This window comes from Galactobacter caseinivorans (assembly GCF_003640665.1).
Taxonomy (GTDB): domain Bacteria; phylum Actinomycetota; class Actinomycetes; order Actinomycetales; family Micrococcaceae; genus Galactobacter; species Galactobacter caseinivorans.
On the sequence record NZ_QQXL01000004.1, the window covers coordinates 276,995 to 296,983 of the forward strand.

Below are 19,989 nucleotides of genomic sequence, written 5' to 3' on the forward strand. Positions count from 1 at the left end.
CCCGCGCGCCAGCAGTTCCCGGGGCTGACCAAGCAGATCCTGGTGCTGGCGGTCCCGGCGCTTGGCGCGCTGATTGCCGAGCCGCTCTTCCTGCTCGCTGACACGGCGATTGTGGGGCACCTGGGCGTGGAGCAGCTGGCCGGCGCGGGCCTTGGCACCACAGTCCTGGGGACCGTGGTGGGCCTGATGGTCTTCCTTGCATACGCCACCACGCCCGCCGTTGCGCGGCAATTTGGGGCGGGGAACCTGCCCAAGGCCCTGGCCTCTGGGCGCGACGGCGTGTGGCTGGGCCTCTTCCTTGGGCTGGTGTTGGCGGTGGTGGGCTTTGCCACTGCGCCGACACTGGCTGAGTGGATGGGGGCACGGGGGGCCACCGCGGACTACGCGGTGGAGTATCTGCGCTGGTCCATGCCGGGTGTGCCGGCCATGTTGTTGGTGCTCGCGGCCACGGGCGTGCTGCGTGGCCTGCAGGACGGGCGCACCCCCTTGCTGGTGGCTGGCGGGGGGTTCGGCATCAATATCTGCCTCAACTTTGTGCTGGTTTACGGGGTGGGCCTTGGTGTGGGTGGGTCTGCGCTGGGCACATCGATAGCCCAGTGGCTCATGGCGCTGGTCTATGTGGCGCTGCTGGTTCCGCGGCTGCGCAGGCGCAGCGTCTCGCTGCGTCCCAGCGTGGCGGGGCTGAGGCGCTCGGCGCACGCCGGCGGGTGGCTCATGCTGCGCACGCTCTCGCTGCGCATCGCGATCCTGGCTACCGTCTGGGTGGCCACCTCCCAGGGCGCCATCACGTTGGCCGCGCACCAGCTGGTCTTCACCATGTTCTCCACCTTGGCCTTTGCTCTGGATGCCCTGGCGGTGGCGGCGCAGTCCCTGATCGGCAAGGAGCTGGGCGCGGGGGACAAGGACCGCACGCGGGCCCTGACGCGCACCATGATGCGGTGGGGCGTCTGGTTTGGGCTGTTCACGGGCGCGATGCTGGCTGCGTTGGCCTGGGTGCTGCCACCGCTTTTCACGCCGGACGCTGCGGTCCAGAGCGCTGCGACACTGGGCATGTTCATCCTGGCGGCGTCGCAGCCGGTGTGCGGTTTGGTTTTTGTGCTCGACGGCGTGCTGATCGGCGCCGAGGACGCCCGTTACCTGGCGCTCACGGGCCTTCTCAACCTGGCGCTCTACGCGCCGCTGCTGGTCCTCACTGACGTGCTTGCCCTGCCCGGCGAGGCCCTGGTGTGGATCTGGGTGGCGTTCTGCGGCTACCTGCTGGCCCGGGCCGCCACCTTGTCCTGGCGCGTGCGCAATGATCGCTGGATGCGGGTGGGAGCGTGAGCGCGCGGCTATTCGTGCTGCGCTAGCTGCGGTGCTTTTTCTCTTCCACGGATCAGGTGACTGACCCCGACGGCCAGCAGCGCCAGCAACGCCGCGCCCACTCCAACGAAGACGAGAGACCGCGTTCCGGCGGCTGCGATCTGCAGCGCGCCCAGCGCCGAGCCAAGAGTGATGCCGATGTTGGAGGAGGAAACGAAGAGGCTGTTGCCGAACGTGGGCGCCTCCGTGGACTCGCGGGCGATCAGCGATTGGCCGAGCAGGAGCCCGCCGGAGTGCAGCAGGCTCCACGGGATCACGAGGATCGAGATGGCCCACGCGGACGGCGCCACCGCGTACATCACCAGGTACAGCGCCACGTAGCCACCCAAGAACCACAGCAGAGTCGCGAGCAGGCCGTGCTTGATCAGCCGCGCAAAGGCGAGGTTGCCCGCGATCATCACGAGGCCAAAGAGCATGAGCAGCGCACCGATGGTGAGGGAGGGGACGCCGCTGACCCCGCCCAAGAAGTCCGAGAAGTAGGAGTAGCTGGAGAACATGACAGCGAACACCAGCGTCACGATGATCAGTTGGAGCCAGAGGCGAGGGCGGCGCAGGATCTGCAGCTGTTTCCCGTAACTCAGGTGTTGCTCTGACGGCATGGCCGGCACCCACAGAGCGATTCCGATGAAGGCGAGCACGTTCACCAGGGCCGCGATGGAAAACGCCGTGGGCACCGAGGCGCTGCTGGCCAGGAAGGCCATGGCCGGAACGCCGAAGGCAAAGCCGACGGTCACTCCGGTGAACACCCGGGCGGCCGCTCCCGCCTCCTTGCCCGGTTGCGCCATCGAGGTCGCGGCGGTCAGGGCAACCGCAAAGAAGATGGGGTGGAGCAGGGCCGGAATGATCCGGAACGCCACCAGCACGGGGAAGCTTTCGGAGAAGGCGTAGACGATGTTCGCGAGGGCAAAAACTGCCATGGCAAGCAGGAGAACCGTTTTGCGATTGAAACGAGACGCGGCAAGCACGCCAAAGGGTCCGCTCACTGCCACCACCAGGGCAAAGACACTCACGAGCAGGCCGGCCTGAGAGATTGACACGTCCGCCCGGTCTGCCAGCTCAGGGAGCACGCCAACGATCCCGATCTCGGTGGTGATGATGCTAAAGACGCCCAGCGCAAGCATGGTGCTGGCCAAAAAACCGTGTTTCATGAATCTCCATATCTAGATAATTAGATGTATTAGGCGAAGGATCTCCCCGACCCTTGCTGCGGTGAAATCTGGGTTAGAGCGACTGGCCGATGCGGTCGGCGATGGTGCGGATCGCCTTCTCATCGCGTCGGTAGTACGTCCAGCGACCCTCGCGGTATGAGGTCAAAAAGCCCGCATCCTGGAGGGATTTCAAGTACGTCGAGGCCACCGACTGCGAGATCTTGGTGGCCTTCTGAATGTCCTGAACGCAGACGCCATCCTCGAGGCTGAGGCCCAGGCCCCGGTACTGCTGGTGATCAAAGTGGGCGTGGGGATCGCGGAGGAGGTCGAGGATGAGCCGGCGCGTGTCATTGGCGAGGGCTCGGTAGACGGTCCCCAGCGAGACGTCCCGTGCGGCGTTGTCATCCATATATCTAGAATATCAGATGTGTTGCTCGCTGCGCCGCCCGGGCTTAGTGAGCCAGCGCTGCCTTGGCGTACGCCACCACGGCATTGGCGTGACCGTGACCCATGCCGTGTTCGGTTTTGAGCCACGTCACCACCTCCATGTGTGACGCGCCGCCCTCCAAACGCGACACCACGTCGTCGAGCCATTCCTGCAGGCCGCGCCCATACTTGGCCTCAATGCTGGGGAAGTAGGACGCAGGGCCCTTGGGCTTGTTGTCCGGATCGATCTCAGGGGCCAGGACGCGGGGCGTGGGGGAAGCGCTCATGGCCCCAGCGTGGCAGGTTCCGCCCCGGAGAGGTAGCCCCCGGGTATGAGTGCCACGTAGATTCTTCACTCCCTCGCCCGACGCGCCGAGGGGGGTCCGGGCGGCAAAGTAGTGAGAGTCGGCCGGGAAACGTCCCGCCGGCACACGGAGCCATTCCCGACTCGTGCAGACAAACCAGGAGCCCCCATGCCCCCCATTGAAGGAACCACCAGCCAGGCGGACAAGCGGCGCCAGCGGATGGGGGCCATTGTGGTGCTGATCCTGGCCCTGGTCGCCACGATCTTTGTGGCTCAGCGGATCATGGCCACCCCCGCGGATGAGGCCACGGCGAGCGCCACCAAGGGAACCACGAACAGCGCGGGACTCGCGACGCCATCGGCGTTGAAGGACCCGAGCCAGCTGCGGGACACCAGGGTGGACCCCAGCAATAGCGAGCACCCCGCAGTGAAATACATGAACCCCGCACTGCTCAAGGCCATCAAGGAGGCCAAGGCTGCCGCCAAGGAGGACGGCGTCGACGACTTCTGGCTGACCTCCGGATGGCGCACCGCCGACTACCAGCAGGAGCTACTGGACCAGGCCATCCGCAAGCGCGGCAGTGAAGCGGCCGCCAAGAAGTGGGTCAGGACCCCAGAGAACTCCGAGCACGTGCACGGCGCCGCCGCGGACGTGGGCCCCACCGCCGCCGCCTACTGGATGGACCGCAACGCCAGCGACTTTGGGCTCTGCCGGACCTACGCCAACGAGGTGTGGCACTACGAACTCAAGGACCCCAAGGCACAGAGCTGCCCGGCCATGAAAGAGAACGCCGCGGGCTAGTCGCCACGATGGTCCGGGCGGCACCCGGGGGCGCCCTGAGGGGGGCAGCGCGAGCGCAGGCCCGGTGATGGTTGCGGCCGGATACTGCCGCGAGGCCGGTTAGAACAAGTGCGCCACCAATTCCAATGCCACGGCCAGCGTGCCGACGGCCACCAGTGCCGCGACAAGCAAGACGCGCTGGAGCAGGGGAAGTTGTACGCGGCGCAGGGCGATGAACGCGAGCGCGCCGAGGGTCACGACCAGCACCACCTGGCCCACCTTGAGGGCCGCAGGAAGCCCGAAGAGCCCCAGCCCAGCGGCGCCGATGAGCAGGAGGGGCAACGTGACGGCGCCCAGCGCCCCGGTGCCAACCTTGATCATGTGCCGCAGATCCGCGCGGCCGGGGAGATGCTGGTGAACCACAGTGTGCGCCACCAGATCCGCACAAAAGCTGGCCAGGAGCACACCAAGAACGGTGATGAAGAGGGTCAGCGCCGCCCGGCCGGGGGTCTCCGTGTCCGCGTGCATCGACAACGCAAGCAGCACGGCCAGCGCGGTGAAGGTGACGTAGACGCGCTCCTTGAGGCGCTCGGCGCTCTTCTCGAGTTCGTCCTGATCCGGGGCCGGGTTTTGGGTGTTCACGACGCGAGTCTAGGGGAGCACGCGGCCTGCGCTTAGAGTTCAAGCACCATGAAGATCACGCCCCCCGCCCCGGCACGCAGCGCCCTGCGCCAGCGCGCCCGCCTCGCGATGGCGGCCGGCGCCACGGCGCTCGCGTTGGCCCTGGCGGGCTGTCAGGCGCCCGGCACGGGCGCGGAGGGTGCGCCGGGGAACCCGGCCACGGGTCAAGCGGGAGGATCGACGGCGGGTGAGGCAGCGGCGTCGGGCACTGCAGGCGGCACTGCCGGCGATCCCACCGGCGGCGCCCCGGACGTCACCGCGCCGCCCGCCCCGGGGTCCGCCGCGTCGGGCGCCGCCAAGCCGGCCACGCCACCCACAGCCAAACCCAAGCCCGCCAAGTCAGACAAGCCCAGGGCGGACACCCGCCCCACCAGCGGCGGCGGCAGGTACGTGCGCATCAATGAGGACTACAGCACCAATCGGGCGGGCCTGGCGGACCGCTTCTTCACGGGCTCGGAGGGGGCCCAGCTCTTTCGTAGCATCGGCGGGGCGTTGATAGCAGGGGACCTTCCGGCCAACTCGGTGGCGTACCGGGACGTGGCCTACGAGAGGGCCGGAGGGCAGCGGCGCGGTTGGTATTTTGTGCGCACGCAGGGCATGACCGGTTGGATGAAGGAGGCGGCGCTGGTCCGAGAATCCACGGCCCCCACGTCCAACGCCGCCGGCCTCACGCGGGCGCAGGTGCGTGCCCAGCCCAACGGCCGCCTGCCGAGCGGCTCGCTCGTGGCCATTCCGTGGGATAGCGAGCGCACGCTCCTCGCGGCGCCCGCGCTGGCGGATCTGACCCGCCTGAACGCCGCGTTCCAGGCCAGGTTTGGGCGCCCGTTGCAGATTGACCTGGCGTATCGCACGCGCCAAACGCAGGACTATCTGTTCAAGGAGTTGGGCCCCAACCTGGCGGCGATCCCGGGCACGTCCAATCACGGTTGGGGGGACGCGATCGATGTCCCGGAGACCCCGGAGTATGCCTTTGGGGGCAAGTACTACCTGTGGCTCAAGGCCAACGCGGGTACGTACAACTGGATTCACCGCCGAAACCTGGAGGAGTTCACCGTTTCCGGGGCCAGGAACCCCAACGCGGAGGCGTGGCATTTTGAGTACCTGGGCGGCGAAGGCACCGCTTCCCCCCACCCCGCGCCGCTCAGATTGTTGAACAATCCGTCTCGATGGTGCATTCTGGTGAGGATTCATCACCGAGACGGAGGTCACACATGAGCGTCATGGACCTGAACAGCGACGTAGGCGAATCCTTTGGCGCCTGGACCATGGGGGATGACGCGGCGATCCTGGATTCGGTGACGAGCGCCAACATCGCCTGCGGCTTCCACGCCGGGGACCCCTCCCACATGGCCGCCACCGCGCGCGCAGCCGCCGAACGGGGCGTGGCCGTGGGCGCGCACGTGGCCTACCGCGACCTGGCGGGCTTTGGCCGACGCTTTGTGGACGCCACCGCGACGGAGCTGGCGGATGACGTGCTGTATCAAATCGGCGCGCTGGACGCGATGGCGCGGGCCGCGGGCACGCGCGTCAGCTACGTCAAGCCCCATGGCGCCCTCTACAACACGATTGTTCATCACGAGGTCCACGCCCGCGCGGTGGTGGATGGCGTGCGCGCCTTCAGCCCGGACCTGGCGCTGTTGTTGCTGCCCGGTTCGCTGGCGCTGGAGTTCGCGGAAGCCGCGGGCCTGCGCGGGGTCAGCGAGGCTTTTGCCGATCGCGGCTACAACCCCGACGGAACCCTGGTGTCACGGCGCGAGCCCGGGGCGGTGCTGCACGACGAAGCGACGGTCGCCGCGCGCATGGTGCGCCTGGCCACCGAGGGGGTGCTGGAGGCGGTGGACGGCAGCCTGATCCGCCCCCGCGCTCAGAGCATCTGCCTGCACGGCGACACCGAGGGTGCCGTGCGCCTGGCCGCCGCAGTCCGCGCGGGCCTTGAAGAGGCCGGCGTGGAGATCACGAGCTTCGCATGAATGCGCCCGCCCCGACCGTGCTCATGATGGGGCGCACGGCAGTTCTGGTGGACGTGTCCGCGTCCCCTGAGCCCCTGGAATCCGTGCTTTCTTGGCACGCCGAGCTGGTGGCCCGGCCCCTTCCCGGCCAGCTAGAGGCGCTGCCCGCCGCCGCCACCGTGCTGCTGCGCTTCTCCTCCGCGCCGGCCGCTGAAGCAGCGGTGGCAGAGGTCAAGAACCGAGTGCCCGACGCCGCTGCGGCACGTTCCAGCCGGATCGTCACCCTTCCGGTGGAGTACAGCGGCGAGGACCTGGAGCAGGTCGCCCGCCTGACGGGCCTCTCCGTGGAGGCCGTCATCGCCGCCCACACCGGAAGCGACTGGACGGCGGCCTTTGGCGGATTTGCCCCTGGCTTCCTCTACCTGACCGGCGGGGACCCGCGCCTAAACGTGCCGCGCCGCTCCACCCCACGCACCGCCGTGCCCGCGGGATCCGTGGCGCTGGCCGGCGCCTTCTCCGCCGTCTATCCCCAGCGCTCGCCGGGTGGCTGGCAGTTGCTTGGACGCACCGATGCGCCGCTCTGGGACGCGAGCCGCGAGCAGCCCTCGCTGATCCGCCCCGGCGACGTGGTGCGCTTCGAGGCGGTGCGAGCCACGGCGAGGGCAGGCGCCGAGGTGCAGGTGGCATCCACGACCCTGCCAGAAGGGGCGCGGGACACCGTGACGCACCCCCCACGACCCGCCGCGCTGGAGGTGCTCAGCCCCGGCCTGCGCACCGTGTTCCAGGACCTGGGCCGCCCGGGGCTTGGCGAGCTGGGCGTCACCGCGTCCGGTGCAGCGGATAGGCCAAGCTCCGCCCAGGCCAACCGCCTGGTGGGCAACCCCGACTCCGCCGCGGTCTTGGAGACTCTTCTTGGCGGGCTGAGCCTGCGTGCCCAGGAGACCTGTGTGGTGGCGTTGACCGGCGCGGTGGGCGGGGCCATGATCGACGAGTCCGTCCCCGCGCCGGTAGGCGCTCCCTTTGCGCTGTACCCCGGGCACATCCTGACCTTGGGCCAGCCCGCCTCCGGCCTGCGAGGGTACGTGGCGATGCGCGGCGGGTTTGCCGCAGAACGGGTGCTGGGCAGTGCATCGCTGGACACGCTCTCCGGGCTGGGCCCCGCGCCCCTGACCGGGGGCCAGGCGCTGTGCAGCGCAGGCCTTCCGGTGCTTCCCGTTGCCGAACCGCAGGAGCCGGCCACCGAGTTGCCCAACCCCGGGGAAGTGGTTCAGCTGCGCGTGAGTGCGGGCCCCCGCGCGGACTGGGTCGGCGAGGCTGGCCTGGACGCCCTGCAGCGCACGAGCTGGGTGGTGGGCCCGGACACCGATCGGGTCGGCGCGCGGCTGCGTGTGGACCCGGAACAGCCCCAGGACCCGGAGCAGTCTCTTGACCCGGACGGCCAGGACACCCCTGCCAGCCAGGACGCCCCGGCCCATCCCGCCCCACCGATCGCGCGCCTCCGCGACGGCGAACTGGCCTCGGAGGGCATGGTGCCCGGTGCCCTGCAGTTGCCACCTTCCGGCCTGCCGGTCCTCTTCCTTGCGGACCACCCGGTGACGGGCGGCTATCCCGTCATCGCGGTCGTGGAGCCCCACGACCTTCCCCTCGCCGCGCAATTGCCCCCGGGCACCCGGGTGCGCTTCCGCGTCGTCGAGCAAAAAACCGCACCGAATCCCCCTCACCCCGCCAGCCAGCAGCACTCAGGCCAGCAGAACCCAGGAGCCACCCCGTGAAGAAGGTCCTCATCGCCAACCGCGGCGAGATCGCCGTGCGCGTCATCCGCGCGTGCACCGACGCCGGCCTCACCTCAGTGGCGGTCTACGCGGACCCGGACGCGGACGCCATGCAGGTGCGCCTGGCGGATGAGGCCTACGCGCTGGGCGGCTCCAGCGCCGCGCAGAGCTACCTGGACATCGCCAAGATCATGGACGTGGCCCGCCGCAGCGGCGCGGACGCCGTGCACCCCGGGTACGGCTTCCTCTCGGAGAACGCGGACTTTGCCCAGGCCGTGTTGGACGCGGGCCTGGCGTGGGTTGGCCCCAGCCCGGAGGTCATTCGCACGCTGGGCAACAAGGTCTCTGCCCGCGAGCTGGCGCAGAAGGTGGGCGCGCCGCTGGCTCCGGGCAGCGACGGCCCGGTGTCCGGAGCGGAAGAGGTCACGGCCTTTGCCAAGGAGCACGGCCTGCCGATCATCATCAAGGCCGCGTTTGGCGGCGGCGGGCGTGGCATGAAGGTGGTGCGCGCGCTGGAGGACGTGGCCCAGGCGTATGACTCTGCCGTGCGGGAGGCGGTGGCCGCCTTTGGCCGCGGCGAGTGCTTTGTGGAGCGCTTCCTGGAGCGGCCGCGTCACGTGGAGGCGCAGGTGCTGGCGGACACGCACGGCACCGTGATCGTGGCCGGAACCCGGGATTGCTCGCTCCAGCGCCGCCACCAGAAGCTGGTGGAAGAGGCACCCGCACCGTTCCTCAGCGATGAGCAGCGCACCCGCATCCACGAGGCCGCCCGTGCCATCTGCGCAGAGGCCGGCTACACCGGTGCGGGCACGGTGGAGTTCATGGTGGCCGCGGATGGGCTCATCTCCTTCCTGGAGGTCAACACGCGCCTGCAGGTGGAGCACCCCGTCACCGAGGCCACCACGGGTCTTGACCTGGTGCGTGAGCAGTTCCGGATTGCGGACGGGCTGGCGCTGTCCATCTCCCAGGACCCGCAGCCGCACGGTCACGCCTTTGAGTTCCGCATCAATGCCGAGGACCCGGGGCTGGGCTTTTTGCCCACGCCCGGCCCGGTGGAGGACTTCACCGCGCCGTCCGGTCCGGCCGTGCGCGTGGATACAGGAGTGGTGCGCGGGGACGTGGTTCCGGCGCAGTTTGACTCGCTGATGGCCAAGCTCATCGTCACCGGCGCGGATCGCGACCAGGCCCTGCGCCGGGCCCGCGTGGCGCTGGAGGAGTTCCGGATCGGCGGCCTGCCCACGGTGCTGCCCTTCCACCGGGCCGTGCTTGCGGAGCCGGACTTCACGGACGCGCCCTTTCGCGTGGACACCACTTGGATTGAGCGTGTCTTTGGCGACCGGCTGGCGGCCGCCCCGCAGGCCGACGCGCTGCCCTCCGGCGAGCGTGCCGAGTTCACCATTGACGTGGACGGCAAGGCGGTGCGCCTTGGCCTGCCAGCGGCGCTGACGGCCATGCTGGGCGCCGGCGCGGCGGCGTCGGGCGCTGCCGGTTCAGGCGCTGTGGGCGGTTCCCCGGCCGTTTCTGCGCCCGACGCCGCGGTGCTGGCACCCGTGGACGGCACCTTGGCAGCGTGGCGAGTGAGCGAGGGGCAACGCGTAGAGGTGGGGGACCCGGTTGCCGCCGTGGAGGCCATGAAGATGGAGACCGAGGTGCGCGCCACGCGTGCCGGGACGGTGCGCATCGTGGGCCCGGAGGCTGGCGCAGCCGTTACACGCGGGCAGGAACTGGTGCGCATCGACTAACGGTGCATCGGCGGCCACACGGTATATCTGTGGGTCTGCGAGCGTCGGCCGCCAGGTTCTCTGACGTGGTTATGATTGGTGGCGCATCCATCGCAGACGGACTGGGAGACCATCATGAGCACGCCGGACGAGTACCGCGCTCAATCACATGACAAGGCTGCGGCAGCGGGGGCATCGCAGCAGGCGCGTCAAGGGGGACTGCAGCCCGGCGGGCCGGCCCCGTTCCAGACTCCGACCGGCTATGGCGAACCGACGAGCTATGGCCAAGCGATGAGCTACGACCAGCCCGGCATGTACGCGGCCCCGGCCGGGTACGGCATGCCTCCGGCGCCCGGCGCCGAGCCTCCGCTGCACCTTCCCCTCTACGGCGCGAACTTGAAGCAGGCCGTGGTGAGGTACTTCAAGAACTACGCCGTCTTTTCTGGGCGGGCCTCCCGCAGTGAGTACTGGCTCGCCTATTTGGCGGGCTGGTTGGCGGCCTTGTTCCTGATTGTGCTCTTTTACGGGAGCATGTTCGTCCTGATTCCACCTGGGACGTCGACGACCGTGCTGCCATGGCCCCTCGTGGTGATTCTGATTCTCGGGTTGCTCCTGTGGCTTGGGACGATCGTTCCGAACCTGTCCCTCATCTGGCGCAGGTTGCACGACGCGAACTTCTCCGGCGCCATGTTCTTCCTACAGTGCCTTCCGTTCGGTGGGATCATCGTGTTCATCCTGACTCTGTATCCGGCGGATCCCCAGGGCGTGCGCTTTGACGAGGGGTTCGCGGGGTACGCAATGGTGCCTGCCGGGCAGGCCCCGTACGGCTGGGATCAGGGTCAGAAGTAGTCACTACCCGGGAGTAGGCGGCGCGCGCGGCGGGGGCCGCCCAAAAAAGTTCCACCCAGGAGTGGCGCTGCCCATGATTTTGATGAACACTATTGTTCAACAATCATGGTGGTGATGCCGGTCACGGCACACCGTATGCCGCGTCACCCCCTCGGAAGGACCCCACATGTCGCGCCCAGAGTCGTCTCACCCCGCCCCAGTAGAGGCATTCGCCGCAGTGGCCCTGGACAACGTCACGACTGAGTTCCCCTACGCCACCCAGCACGTCACCCGTGGCCCCGAGGACGTGGTGCTCCCCGTTGCGCTTCACCCTGCCTTTGGCACTTCCTTTGACTGGCACTCCAGCGTGCACATGCACTGGCTGCTGGTCTCCCTCCTAGAGACCGAGCCCGCGGCGGGGGAAGGCGCTGCCTGGCGCGAGCAGGCCATCAGCTTCCTGTCCCAGCACCTGAGTGCAGAGAACATCGCCGTGGAGTCCGCTTACTTGCTCTCCCATCCCACCTGGGAGCGCCCCTACGGTTGGGCCTGGGCGGCCCAACTGGTTGCGGGACTGCAGGCCTCGCGCCTGCCGCAACTGCGCGCCGTCGGGCAGGATGCCCAGCCTTTGCTTGACGCCGTCTTTGACCTGACGCTCGCGTGGCTGCCCAAGGTGCCGGAGCCCGTGCGCCACGGCCTGCACACCAATACCGCCTTTGGCCTGCGTCGCATCCTGCTGGTGGCACGCGAACAGGGCCGCGCGGACGTGAGCTCCGCGATCGAGTCGGCGGTGCGTCGCTTCTTCCTGGCGGATGCCGCCTGGTGCTTTGAGCAGGAGCGCAGCGGCCAGGACTTCCTCTCCGCAGGCTTCTGCGAGGCGGATCTCATGGCCCAGGTGCTGACCCCGCAGGAGCTGGCCGCGTGGCTGCCCGCCTTCCTGTCCGCGCTGCGCCCGGATTCCAAGGTGCTCACCCCGGTTCCCGTGCTTGACCCCACGGACGGCTACCAGAGTCACCTTGACGGGCTTGGCCTCACCGCCGCCGCGTCCATCCTGCGCTTGGCACCCCTCCTTGAGGCGGATACCGAACAATCCGAGCTGGCCGGCGCCCTGCGCGCCAGCGTGGACCGGCTCATGGCGCCGGGACTGGAGGCCGCCGTCTCTGATGAGTACATGGCCAGCCACTGGCTCGCCACCTTTGCTTGGGAGGCGCTGCAGCAACGCGCCGCCCTGGCCGGCTGAGGGTTCAGACCCGCAACCGGCAGCTTCACCGTTTAACACCCCCTCGCAATTCCCCACATCCATCACTCACACCCTCGGGAGGGACATGTATGTCCTGATCGGCGTGGCACTGGTCGTCATCGGATTCGCCCTGCGCGTCAATCCGTTGCTGGTCGTCACGATCTCCGGCATCATCACCGCACTCATCGGCGGCATCACCCCCATCGACATCCTCAACATCTTTGGCACCGGCTTTGCCGGCAGCCGCTCGGTGACGACCTTTGTCTTGGTGCTGCCCGTCATTGGTCTGATTGAGCGTTACGGCCTGCAGGCGCAGGCCGGCAACCTCATCCAGAAGCTGCAAAAGCTCACCACCGGGCGCATTCTTGCCCTCTATTTGGTCATCCGACAGGTGCTTGCCGCCGTGGGCCTGACCAGCATCGCAGGCCCGGCTCAGACCGTGCGCCCGCTGGTTTACCCCATGGCGGAGGCGGCAGAGAAGCGCCGCATCGGCAAGGAGCCCAGCGAGAAGGCCAAGGAGAAGATCAAGGGATACACCTCCTCCGCGGACACCGTTGGCCTGTTCTTTGGCGAGGACGTGTTTGTGGCGGTGGGCTCCATCCTGCTCATCACCTCCTTCGTTGACACCACCTATGGCCTGTCGCTTGAACCCATCCAGCTGGCCATCTGGGCCATCCCGGTGGGTATCGCCGCGCTGCTCATCCACGGGTCCCGCCTGCTCATGCTGGATCGCAAACTCGACAAATTGGCCGGCTTGGACCCCAATCTGCGCAGCCGTAAGGGGGCCCAGGCGTGATCAACTCCGAATGGATGTACTGGCTCATCGGAGCCTTCTTCCTGGTCGTGGCGGTCATGATCGCCACCAATCAGGACCACCCCAAGCGCGCGGGTAGCTCCGCCTTCTGGGGCCTGCTTGGCCTCTGCTTCTTCTACAGCACCTGGGTGCAGGCCAAGGCCGCGCCCGCATGGATCCTTGGCTGCGCCGTCCTGGTGTTGGTCATTCTGGCCGGCTTCAAGTTCATGGGCGCCGGTCCGGAGAGCACCACCTCGCCCCAGGAGCGCGCCGCCTCCGCGGCCCGCCTGCGCAACAAGCTCTTCATCCCTGCGCTGGCCGTGCCCGTTGTGACCGTGATCGTGGCACTGGGTGCCCCGCTCATCAAGATCAACAACAAGCCGCTCTTGGCGGAGGGCACCGCCACGCTCACAGGCCTTGGCCTGGGCGCCATTGTGGCGCTGATCGTCGCGTTTGTGATCCTGCGCCCGGTCAAGCCGGCCGTGCCGTTCCGCGAGAGCACGCGCCTGCTAGAGGCCATCGGTTGGGCGGCGCTGCTGCCGCAGATGCTCTCCACGCTCGGCACGCTGTTCACACAGGCCGGCGTGGGCAAGGCCGTGGGCGATATCTTCGGCAGCATTGTGCCGCAGGATGTGCTGATCTGGGGCGTGGTTGCCTACTGCGTTGGCACCGCGCTGTTCACCATGATCATGGGCAACGCCTTCGCGGCCTTCCCGATCATGACCGCCGCGGTGGGCTGGCCCATCCTGGTGCAGAACTTTGACGGCAACGCCCCGGCCATCTTCGCCATGGGCATGCTGGCCGGCTTCTGCGGCACGCTCTGCACTCCGATGGCCGCCAACTTCAACATCGTCCCCGCGGCGCTGTTGGAGATGAAGAACAAGTACGGGCCCATCGTGGCCCAGGCGCCCACCGCCGGAATGCTGCTGATCGTCACGATCGCGTGCATGTACTTCTTCGCCTTCCCGCACTGATCCCTGCGGATGCGTTGAAGTGCGTTGAAGAAAGACGCCACGATGGGCCCCAGGACGTCAGTTCTGGGGCCCATCTGGCACAGTATGAGCGTGATTGCACCCCAAGCCCAGACCGCGTCTTGGGTGGCTGAGCGCCTCCGAGAGGACATCTCCCGCGGGCGGCTGCTCCCCGGCGTCAAACTGGCCGAGCAACAGCTCGCCACCCAACTCCAGGTCTCACGCAACACCCTGCGAGAGGCCTTCACCACCCTTGACGGCGAGGGCATGGTGGAGCGTTTCCCCAACCGCGGCGTGTTCGTCAAGCGCCCCACGGCGGCGGACATTCGCGAGATTTACCGGGTGCGGCGCATGGTGGAACCTGCCGCCGTGCTCTGGGGTGAGGTGCCCGACGACGCTCTGGACCGGATGGGTGCCATCGTCACCGAGGCGGCGCGCGCCAGGGCGGCGGGTCAGGTCCCGGCGATGGCCGCGGCGAACGAGGCGTTGCACCGCGAGGTGGTGGGGCTGACGCAGTCCGCCACCTTGTTGGAGGCCATGGAGCGGGTCATGCTCCAGACCCGCCTGGTGTTTTTCACGATGGCTTCCGTGCCGGACTTTCACACCCACTACGTGGACGGAAACCTGAACCTGGTGCGCCGCCTGCGCGCGGGGGAGCGGGCGGAGGCGGCCCAGGAGCTGCGCGCCTATCTGGAGACGGCGGAGGCTGAACTGCTGGGCCACCTGGGGGACTGACCAGTTTTTTGGGGGCCGATGATGAAGCCGGCGTCTATCGCGCCGTCGCCGCCCCGGACCCCCTCATCGCGGACTCCGCGCACCCCAGGGCGCAGGACGTGTTCACGGTGGTCTCGAACCGATTGGGGGTCAAGCGACCGAGGTGGGGTTGCCTGGGCCGGCGGTGCTAGGTCCGTTCGATCCAGGAGACGATCGCTCTCCGCGGTGGCTCGCGGGCCATCACGCCAGGGATGGTGCGTTGGCGGCTTTCGGAGCGGGGTTGGCGATCACAGGATCGGCACAGCGGTGCCACACACGCTTCAACGGGTCCTTCGGTGAAATCTTCCTAAGAGTTCTTCAGGAGGAAATCATGAACGAGCAGTTCCCCCAGGTCCCGGCCAACGGCCAGCAGCCTGCAGAAGGTCAGCCAGTCCAGCCCGCACAGCCGTCGCAGCCCGAGCAGCCGACGCAGCGCATCGAGGCGCCGCAACAACCCACCACCCAGTACCCGTCGGTGCACGCACCGAGCGGACCGGCGCCGACCAACCCGGCGCCGACCAACCCGGCACCGAGCGACCCGGCGCAGGCCGGCCACGCGTCGTCGGGCAGTTGGCGGCAGCCATCCCAGGCTCACGCCGCCCACGCCCAGCCCGGCCAGCAGCCGGTCGCGTGGGGGCACAGCGCCTGGGACAGGGCGCCGCAGTCGGACGCCCAATTTCAGCAGAGCGCCCCGCAGCCCGGCATGGCAGGCGCTGGCGGCGCAGGCGGACCGCAAGATCCGTACCAATCAAACGCCTGGCAAAATGCGCGCCAGCCGAGCAGGCGGCGGGGCTTGAAGTATTCGCTCGCGGCAGGGGCCCTGGCGCTCGCCGTGGTGGCCGGCGCGGTGCCCGGGTGGGCGCTTGGCCACAGTGCCGGGAGCACCGAGGCGTCCTCGCAGACCCAGACGCAACCGGGCAGTGGGTTTGGGCAGAACCAGACCCAGAACGGCCAGGGGTTTGGCCAGGGCAACGGAAGCACGGACGGTTCAACGGATGGCTCCGACGGATCAGACGGCAGCTCCGGCGATGGCCAGCAGTACAACCAGATGCCCTTCAACCGCGGCGACGGCTCCAATGGCTCCAATGGATCCAACGGCTCGGAGCCCGGCGGGACCAGCGGCTCCTCCGTGCAGCAGGGCTCCGCCCTCAAGAGCGGCCAGGATGGCATGGTCCTGATCGACACGGTGGTGGGCGGCGGCCAGGGCGCAGGCACCGGCATGATCCTTTCCGAGGACGGCTACGTGCTGACCAACTACCACGTGGTGGAGGGCAGCTCCGAGGTCAGGGTCACGGACACCACCACCGGCAAGGAGTACACGGGAGAGGTGGTGGGGCACGACGAAACGCAGGACGTGGCCCTGGTGAAGCTCAAGGACGCGTCCGGCTTGAAGGTGGTCCAGACCGCCAGCACCGGCGTGAAGGAGGGCGATGAGGTCTCCGCGATCGGCAACGCCTCTGGCGAGGGCTACCTGCGCCAGCTGACCGGCAAGGTCACGGCCACCGAGCAGTCCATCACCACGCAGGCGGAGGCAAGCTCCGACGGCGAGAAGCTGAGCAATCTGATCCAGACGGACGCGGACGTGGTCCCGGGATACTCCGGCGGCGCGCTCGTGAACGGCAGCGGCCAGGTGGTTGGCATGACCACGGCGGCCTCCACGGGGCGCACCTCGGAGAACGTGGACGGCTACGCCATCCCCATCTCCGAGGCCCTGAAGATCGCGGACCAGATCAAGTCAGGGCAGGCCTCTGGCACGGTCCAGATTGGCAAGGGCGCGGCGCTGGGCATCTCGGTGCTCTCAGCGGACACCGGCCAGGTGGGCGGCGGCTACGGCGTCACCGTGCAGGAGGTCATCAAGGGCGGCGCCGTGACGGGCGCCGGCATCAAGACGGGAGACACGATCATTGGCCTGGATGGCAAGAGCGTGAAGAGCTACGACGCCCTCAAGGAGATCCTGGCCGGCCACAAGGCCGGAGACCAGGTGGAGCTGGTGTGGCTGAACTCCGAGGGAAAGCAGTCCTCCAAGACGGTCACGCTGGGTGAGTCCTCCGTGAACTGATCACCGACCACGGCTGCAACTGCTCGCGGCAAGAGGCAGGCTGCTCGACGACGCCGGGACGCCCTCTGGGGCGGCCCGGCGTTGCGCTGTGTGGAGGGCTGGCGCCTACGGCTCCACTCACTCACCCTTTGCGGCGCAGCGGGGCCAACTCCGGGGTGGGGTCGGTGTGCAGGCGGGCGTGAAGCTCCACGTCGTAGCGCGCCCCGTCATAGAGCAGCTTGCCGCGCTCAACGCCCTCCGCCTGGAAGCCGGCCCGCGTGGCCACGCCGCAGCTGGCTGGGTTGTTGGTGCGGTGGCCCAACTCCAGGCGCTGGAGCCCACGCTCGGCAAAGGCCCAGTCCGCGGCGGCCGCCAGGGCGCGGGAGGCCAGCCCCAGGCCGCGCGCGGCGGGCAGCAGCCAGTAATGGCACCAACCGGAGAGATGGGTGTCCTCCATGGCAGAGATCCCCACATTGCCCACGGCCTTGCCGCCCAGCACAATCGCGAACGGCGCGTGGGAGGCGTTAGGGGTGCCGTACTCGTTCGCAAAGAGCTTTACCAGCGAGGCGTCGTCTGGCCCGTGCCCTGCCATCTGGCGGGCCAGGTCTGGGTCGTCACAGGTGATGGCCGCGCGCAGCGACGGGGCATCCTTGTCCGCATTCCAGGGGCGAATCAGGGCATCCATTAGTCGGAGACGTCCTCCGGTGAGCCGTGCAGTGGGCGGGCGTGGATGGAACTCAGTGCGGATTCCCCCAGCGCCTCCCCGTCCTCGGTCAGCGCGGCGCCGTTGGCGGCGATGCGCACGGTGGAGCCCGGGCGCACCCGCAGATCCGTGAGGCGCTGAAGCACCTCGGTGTGATCGTCGTTGATGCGCACCACCAGGTACGCGCCGGGGGCCGCCTCGTCCAGGCGCCCCACGTCCGCCGGGTGGGGCACCGTGAGGTCCGCGCGCGGAATGGGATCCCCGTGCGGATCCGCCTCAGGGTGACCCAAGAGATCATCAATCCTGGCCATCAGCAGAGGCGAGACCGCGTGCTCCAGCCGCTCCGCGTCGTCGTGCACCTCATCCCAGGTGTAACCAAGCGTGTTGACCAGAAAGGTCTCTAGCAAGCGGTGCCGCCGGACCATCACCAACGCCAGGCGCCGGCCCGCGTCCGTGAGGACCACCGGCTTGTAGGGCGCGTAGGCGACCAGGCCCTGGCGCGCCAGGCGGCGCAGCGTCTCAGAGACGTTGGGCGCAGAGGTCTCGAAGCGGGCCGCGAGCGCCTTGGTCGTGATGGGGGGCTCGCCCCATTCGGTGGCGTTCCAGATCGCCTTCACATAATCCTGCGCCACGGGCGTGATGTCGTCGATCTCCACGGGTGTCACAGTACCGGGCGGTCGGTTCCCCGGGGCGCCTCGCACGGAGCGCAGGGCAAAGTGACGGGGGTCACCGTTAAGGTAAGCGAGTCGCTGATCGCTGTGAGTCTGGATGTGGGGTGCTGGGTGGACAAGGTGAAGCCGGACCGGCCGGGCAAGGTTGAGCCTCAGCGCGACGCCAAACCCACGGACACAACCAAGCCAACGCGTAGGCCGTGGGCTCCTGGTCTGCGCTCGCTGCTCGTGGCGGCTGGGCTTGGCGCCACGAGCTCCGGCATCCTCAACGTGGCCAATGACTTGGTGGCGGTGCTGGCGCTGAACGCCGGGCCGCAGCAGATTGGCCTGCTCAACGCGGTGGAGTCCCTGGCGTTCCTGGTGTTTTCCGTCCCGGCCGGCTGGTGGCTTGACCGGGTGGATCGGCGCCGGGCGCTGCTGTGGACGCAGGCGCTGGCCACGCTGGCGCTGCTCTCCGTGCCCATCGCCTGGTTGATGGGCCTGCTGACGTTCCCGCACCTAGTGATCGCGTCCTTCTTTGTGGGCACCGCTGGCATGGTGTGGGCCCTGGGGCTGGGCGCGCTGCTGCCCTCGGTGGCCGGGCGGGACCGGGCTGGGGCCGCCTTTGCGCGCAAGGCGGCCGTGGAGACCAGCGCGTCGCTGGTGGCGCCGGGCCTCACCGGCTTGCTGCTCATGGTGCTGGCCGCGCCCATCGCGCTGTTCTTTTCCGCGTTCCTGGAGGCCCTGGCGGGCCTGGTCCTGTGGCGCGGCGGGGTAGGAGCGGCGCGAAAGGGCGCGGACGGTGAGGGCTTGGCGCCAGGCCAAGCGCCCGACGCCGCGGGGCCCAGTAACGCCGCTACACCCCCTTCCGGGGAGGCGGCGGAGCAGCCCTTGGGTTTCGCGGCGGGTGTGGCGGAGGGCTTCCGCTTTGTGGTGGGTTCCAGGCCCATCCTGCTCTCCACCATCAACTCGGCCGTATTGAATGCGAGCCTGGCGATGTCCGCCGCCGTCAGCATCGTCTACGTGGTGCGCCAGCTCGGCTTTTCGCCCGCCTTGGTTGGCCTGCAAGGAGTGGTCATTGGCTTCTCCGGCCTGATGGGCTCCATCCTGGCGGCCAAGCTGCTGGACCGCTTTAACGGGCTGAAGGTCGCCGCGGTCGGGATCACGGTGGCTGCCGCCGGGTCCGTGCTATTCCCCCTTGCCTCCCTGCACCCTGGGCTTGGCTGGTCCCTGCCCTTTGTCCTGGGGTACAGCCTCTTGTGGAACGCCAGCATCGTCTCCGCGAACTCTGGCCTCTTCGGCATCGTGGCCGCGCTGACGCCGGAGGGGCTGATGGGCCGCGTTCAGTCCTTCCGCATGCTGGTGGCGCTGGGCCCGCTTCCCATCTTTGGCCTGGTGGGCGGCTTCCTGGGAGAGCGGATCGGGGCCGTGCCCACCCTCTGGCTCGTGGTGGGGCTCGCCTTCGTCTCGGTGAGTATGACTTGGTCGCTCTGGCTCCTGTCGCGGCGCCGGCCCTGGGGCGTCATCGTGGCGCAGAAGTCCGCCGACTAAGCACCCAGCGCACCTCCTCCTCCAACAGGTCAAGGGCGGCGGCGGCCGTGAACGCCGTCGTGCTCAGGAGAAGGTTCGCGCCGGAGCCAACCAAGCGTCGAACGCCAGCGTGGTCCGCGGCGTCGATCGCCGTGAAGCGCGCCCCGAGCCGCGTGAGCGGGCCCGGCAGGTTGCGTTCGTCGCGTCCCGTGACGTCCACCCGCCAGCCGGCGCGCAGCAGCCGGAGCGCGGTGGCCGATCCGATGGCGCCCGTGCCGCCCAGGATCACGGCACGCATGGACACGTCCGCATCACGATGGGTTCACTGTTCTTGTCACAGGC

Annotated in this window: 20 protein-coding genes; 13 read left to right on the plus strand and 7 right to left on the minus strand. The window is 68.6% G+C overall.

The window, feature by feature from the left end:
* The first annotated feature begins 24 nt into the window (after window positions 1-24).
* The gene (locus DWQ67_RS08555; protein ID WP_233556007.1) at window positions 25-1,323 is read left to right on the plus strand and encodes an MATE family efflux transporter; all 1,299 of its coding nucleotides are present in this window, start codon (window positions 25-27) and stop codon (window positions 1,321-1,323) included.
* An 8-nt stretch (window positions 1,324-1,331) separates the two neighbouring features.
* On the opposite strand, the gene DWQ67_RS08560 is transcribed toward DWQ67_RS08555, so the two are convergent.
* The 3 genes from DWQ67_RS08560 to DWQ67_RS08570 all read right to left on the minus strand — a co-directional run bounded on the left by DWQ67_RS08560 (window position 1,332) and on the right by DWQ67_RS08570 (window position 3,223).
* Window positions 1,332-2,510 carry an MFS transporter gene (locus DWQ67_RS08560; RefSeq protein ID WP_121485162.1) on the minus strand — a complete coding sequence of 393 codons (1,179 nt, stop codon included), beginning with the start codon at window positions 2,508-2,510 and terminating at the stop codon, window positions 1,332-1,334.
* 73 nt (window positions 2,511-2,583) lie between these two features.
* Complete coding sequence (locus DWQ67_RS08565; RefSeq protein ID WP_121485163.1) at window positions 2,584-2,919, minus strand: ArsR/SmtB family transcription factor; 336 nt, start codon at window positions 2,917-2,919, stop codon at window positions 2,584-2,586.
* A gap of 43 nt (window positions 2,920-2,962) precedes the next feature.
* On the minus strand, window positions 2,963-3,223 hold the full coding sequence (locus DWQ67_RS08570; protein WP_121485164.1) for a DUF4287 domain-containing protein: 261 nt from the start codon (window positions 3,221-3,223) through the stop codon (window positions 2,963-2,965).
* Between the two features lie 186 nt (window positions 3,224-3,409).
* Between DWQ67_RS08570 and DWQ67_RS08575 the strand changes: the two genes are divergently transcribed.
* A complete protein-coding gene (locus DWQ67_RS08575) occupies window positions 3,410-4,042 on the plus strand; it encodes a D-alanyl-D-alanine carboxypeptidase family protein (protein ID WP_121485165.1) in 633 nt (210 codons plus the stop codon).
* A gap of 99 nt (window positions 4,043-4,141) precedes the next feature.
* Here DWQ67_RS08575 and DWQ67_RS08580 read toward each other — a convergent pair whose 3' ends face one another.
* Window positions 4,142-4,663, minus strand: coding sequence for a hypothetical protein (locus DWQ67_RS08580; protein WP_121485166.1), 522 nt, complete (start codon window positions 4,661-4,663; stop codon window positions 4,142-4,144).
* A gap of 48 nt (window positions 4,664-4,711) precedes the next feature.
* Between DWQ67_RS08580 and DWQ67_RS08585 the strand changes: the two genes are divergently transcribed.
* From DWQ67_RS08585 to DWQ67_RS08630, 10 genes are all read left to right on the plus strand, one after another.
* Window positions 4,712-5,917 (plus strand): D-alanyl-D-alanine carboxypeptidase family protein, encoded by a 1,206-nt coding sequence (locus DWQ67_RS08585; RefSeq protein WP_121485167.1) that lies wholly within the window; start codon window positions 4,712-4,714, stop codon window positions 5,915-5,917.
* On the plus strand, window positions 5,914-6,672 hold the full coding sequence (locus DWQ67_RS08590) for a LamB/YcsF family protein (protein WP_121485168.1): 759 nt from the start codon (window positions 5,914-5,916) through the stop codon (window positions 6,670-6,672). Before DWQ67_RS08585 ends, DWQ67_RS08590 begins: the two co-directional genes overlap by 4 nt.
* Window positions 6,669-8,423 carry a 5-oxoprolinase subunit B/C family protein gene (locus DWQ67_RS08595; RefSeq protein WP_233555996.1) on the plus strand — a complete coding sequence of 585 codons (1,755 nt, stop codon included), beginning with the start codon at window positions 6,669-6,671 and terminating at the stop codon, window positions 8,421-8,423. Before DWQ67_RS08590 ends, DWQ67_RS08595 begins: the two co-directional genes overlap by 4 nt.
* Window positions 8,420-10,165 carry an acetyl/propionyl/methylcrotonyl-CoA carboxylase subunit alpha gene (locus DWQ67_RS08600; RefSeq protein ID WP_121485169.1) on the plus strand — a complete coding sequence of 582 codons (1,746 nt, stop codon included), beginning with the start codon at window positions 8,420-8,422 and terminating at the stop codon, window positions 10,163-10,165. Before DWQ67_RS08595 ends, DWQ67_RS08600 begins: the two co-directional genes overlap by 4 nt.
* Window positions 10,166-10,279: 114 nt before the next feature.
* Window positions 10,280-10,993: a DUF805 domain-containing protein gene (locus tag DWQ67_RS08605; RefSeq protein ID WP_233555997.1), complete on the plus strand. Its 714-nt coding sequence runs from the start codon at window positions 10,280-10,282 to the stop codon at window positions 10,991-10,993.
* A gap of 166 nt (window positions 10,994-11,159) precedes the next feature.
* Window positions 11,160-12,209: a DUF2891 family protein gene (locus DWQ67_RS08610; protein WP_121485170.1), complete on the plus strand. Its 1,050-nt coding sequence runs from the start codon at window positions 11,160-11,162 to the stop codon at window positions 12,207-12,209.
* A gap of 85 nt (window positions 12,210-12,294) precedes the next feature.
* Complete coding sequence (locus tag DWQ67_RS08615; protein ID WP_121485171.1) at window positions 12,295-13,005, plus strand: DUF969 domain-containing protein; 711 nt, start codon at window positions 12,295-12,297, stop codon at window positions 13,003-13,005.
* Entirely contained in the window at window positions 13,002-13,976 is a 975-nt protein-coding gene (locus DWQ67_RS08620) for a DUF979 domain-containing protein (RefSeq protein WP_121485172.1), read from the plus strand. The genes DWQ67_RS08615 and DWQ67_RS08620 overlap by 4 nt, the downstream gene beginning before the upstream one ends.
* Window positions 13,977-14,060: 84 nt before the next feature.
* A complete protein-coding gene (locus tag DWQ67_RS08625; protein ID WP_121485173.1) occupies window positions 14,061-14,708 on the plus strand; it encodes a GntR family transcriptional regulator in 648 nt (215 codons plus the stop codon).
* 349 nt (window positions 14,709-15,057) lie between these two features.
* Window positions 15,058-16,785 carry a S1C family serine protease gene (locus DWQ67_RS08630; RefSeq protein ID WP_121485174.1) on the plus strand — a complete coding sequence of 576 codons (1,728 nt, stop codon included), beginning with the start codon at window positions 15,058-15,060 and terminating at the stop codon, window positions 16,783-16,785.
* Window positions 16,786-16,906: 121 nt separating this feature from the next.
* Here DWQ67_RS08630 and DWQ67_RS08635 read toward each other — a convergent pair whose 3' ends face one another.
* Together DWQ67_RS08635 and DWQ67_RS14255 are read right to left on the minus strand one after the other, a co-directional pair.
* Entirely contained in the window at window positions 16,907-17,449 is a 543-nt protein-coding gene (locus DWQ67_RS08635; protein WP_121485175.1) for a GNAT family N-acetyltransferase, read from the minus strand.
* Window positions 17,449-18,123, minus strand: coding sequence for a metal-dependent transcriptional regulator (locus DWQ67_RS14255; RefSeq protein ID WP_121485225.1), 675 nt, complete (start codon window positions 18,121-18,123; stop codon window positions 17,449-17,451). The genes DWQ67_RS08635 and DWQ67_RS14255 overlap by 1 nt, the downstream gene beginning before the upstream one ends.
* Window positions 18,124-18,249: 126 nt before the next feature.
* Here DWQ67_RS14255 and DWQ67_RS08645 point away from each other — a divergent pair, with 126 nt between their 5' ends.
* Window positions 18,250-19,668 carry an MFS transporter gene (locus DWQ67_RS08645; RefSeq protein ID WP_158595413.1) on the plus strand — a complete coding sequence of 473 codons (1,419 nt, stop codon included), beginning with the start codon at window positions 18,250-18,252 and terminating at the stop codon, window positions 19,666-19,668.
* On the opposite strand, the gene DWQ67_RS08650 is transcribed toward DWQ67_RS08645, so the two are convergent.
* Window positions 19,640-19,945 carry an NAD-dependent epimerase/dehydratase family protein gene (locus tag DWQ67_RS08650; protein WP_121485177.1) on the minus strand — a complete coding sequence of 102 codons (306 nt, stop codon included), beginning with the start codon at window positions 19,943-19,945 and terminating at the stop codon, window positions 19,640-19,642. The two genes, DWQ67_RS08645 and DWQ67_RS08650, sit on opposite strands and share 29 nt — an antisense overlap.
* Between the last annotated feature and the right edge of the window lie 44 nt (window positions 19,946-19,989).

Coding starts and splice junctions, on each gene's coding strand:
- DWQ67_RS08585 (WP_121485167.1), top strand. CDS start 4,712: ATGAAGATCACGCCCCCCGCCCCGGCACGCAGCGCCCTGCGCCAGCGC.
- DWQ67_RS08595 (WP_233555996.1), top strand. CDS start 6,669: ATGAATGCGCCCGCCCCGACCGTGCTCATGATGGGGCGCACGGCAGTT.
- DWQ67_RS08615 (WP_121485171.1), top strand. CDS start 12,295: ATGTATGTCCTGATCGGCGTGGCACTGGTCGTCATCGGATTCGCCCTG.
- DWQ67_RS08605 (WP_233555997.1), top strand. CDS start 10,280: ATGAGCACGCCGGACGAGTACCGCGCTCAATCACATGACAAGGCTGCG.
- DWQ67_RS08570 (WP_121485164.1), bottom strand. CDS start 3,223: ATGAGCGCTTCCCCCACGCCCCGCGTCCTGGCCCCTGAGATCGATCCG.
- DWQ67_RS08625 (WP_121485173.1), top strand. CDS start 14,061: ATGAGCGTGATTGCACCCCAAGCCCAGACCGCGTCTTGGGTGGCTGAG.
- DWQ67_RS08610 (WP_121485170.1), top strand. CDS start 11,160: ATGTCGCGCCCAGAGTCGTCTCACCCCGCCCCAGTAGAGGCATTCGCC.
- DWQ67_RS08560 (WP_121485162.1), bottom strand. CDS start 2,510: ATGAAACACGGTTTTTTGGCCAGCACCATGCTTGCGCTGGGCGTCTTT.
- DWQ67_RS08575 (WP_121485165.1), top strand. CDS start 3,410: ATGCCCCCCATTGAAGGAACCACCAGCCAGGCGGACAAGCGGCGCCAG.
- DWQ67_RS08565 (WP_121485163.1), bottom strand. CDS start 2,919: ATGGATGACAACGCCGCACGGGACGTCTCGCTGGGGACCGTCTACCGA.
- DWQ67_RS08590 (WP_121485168.1), top strand. CDS start 5,914: ATGAGCGTCATGGACCTGAACAGCGACGTAGGCGAATCCTTTGGCGCC.
- DWQ67_RS08635 (WP_121485175.1), bottom strand. CDS start 17,449: ATGGATGCCCTGATTCGCCCCTGGAATGCGGACAAGGATGCCCCGTCG.
- DWQ67_RS08630 (WP_121485174.1), top strand. CDS start 15,058: ATGAACGAGCAGTTCCCCCAGGTCCCGGCCAACGGCCAGCAGCCTGCA.
- DWQ67_RS08650 (WP_121485177.1), bottom strand. CDS start 19,945: ATGCGTGCCGTGATCCTGGGCGGCACGGGCGCCATCGGATCGGCCACC.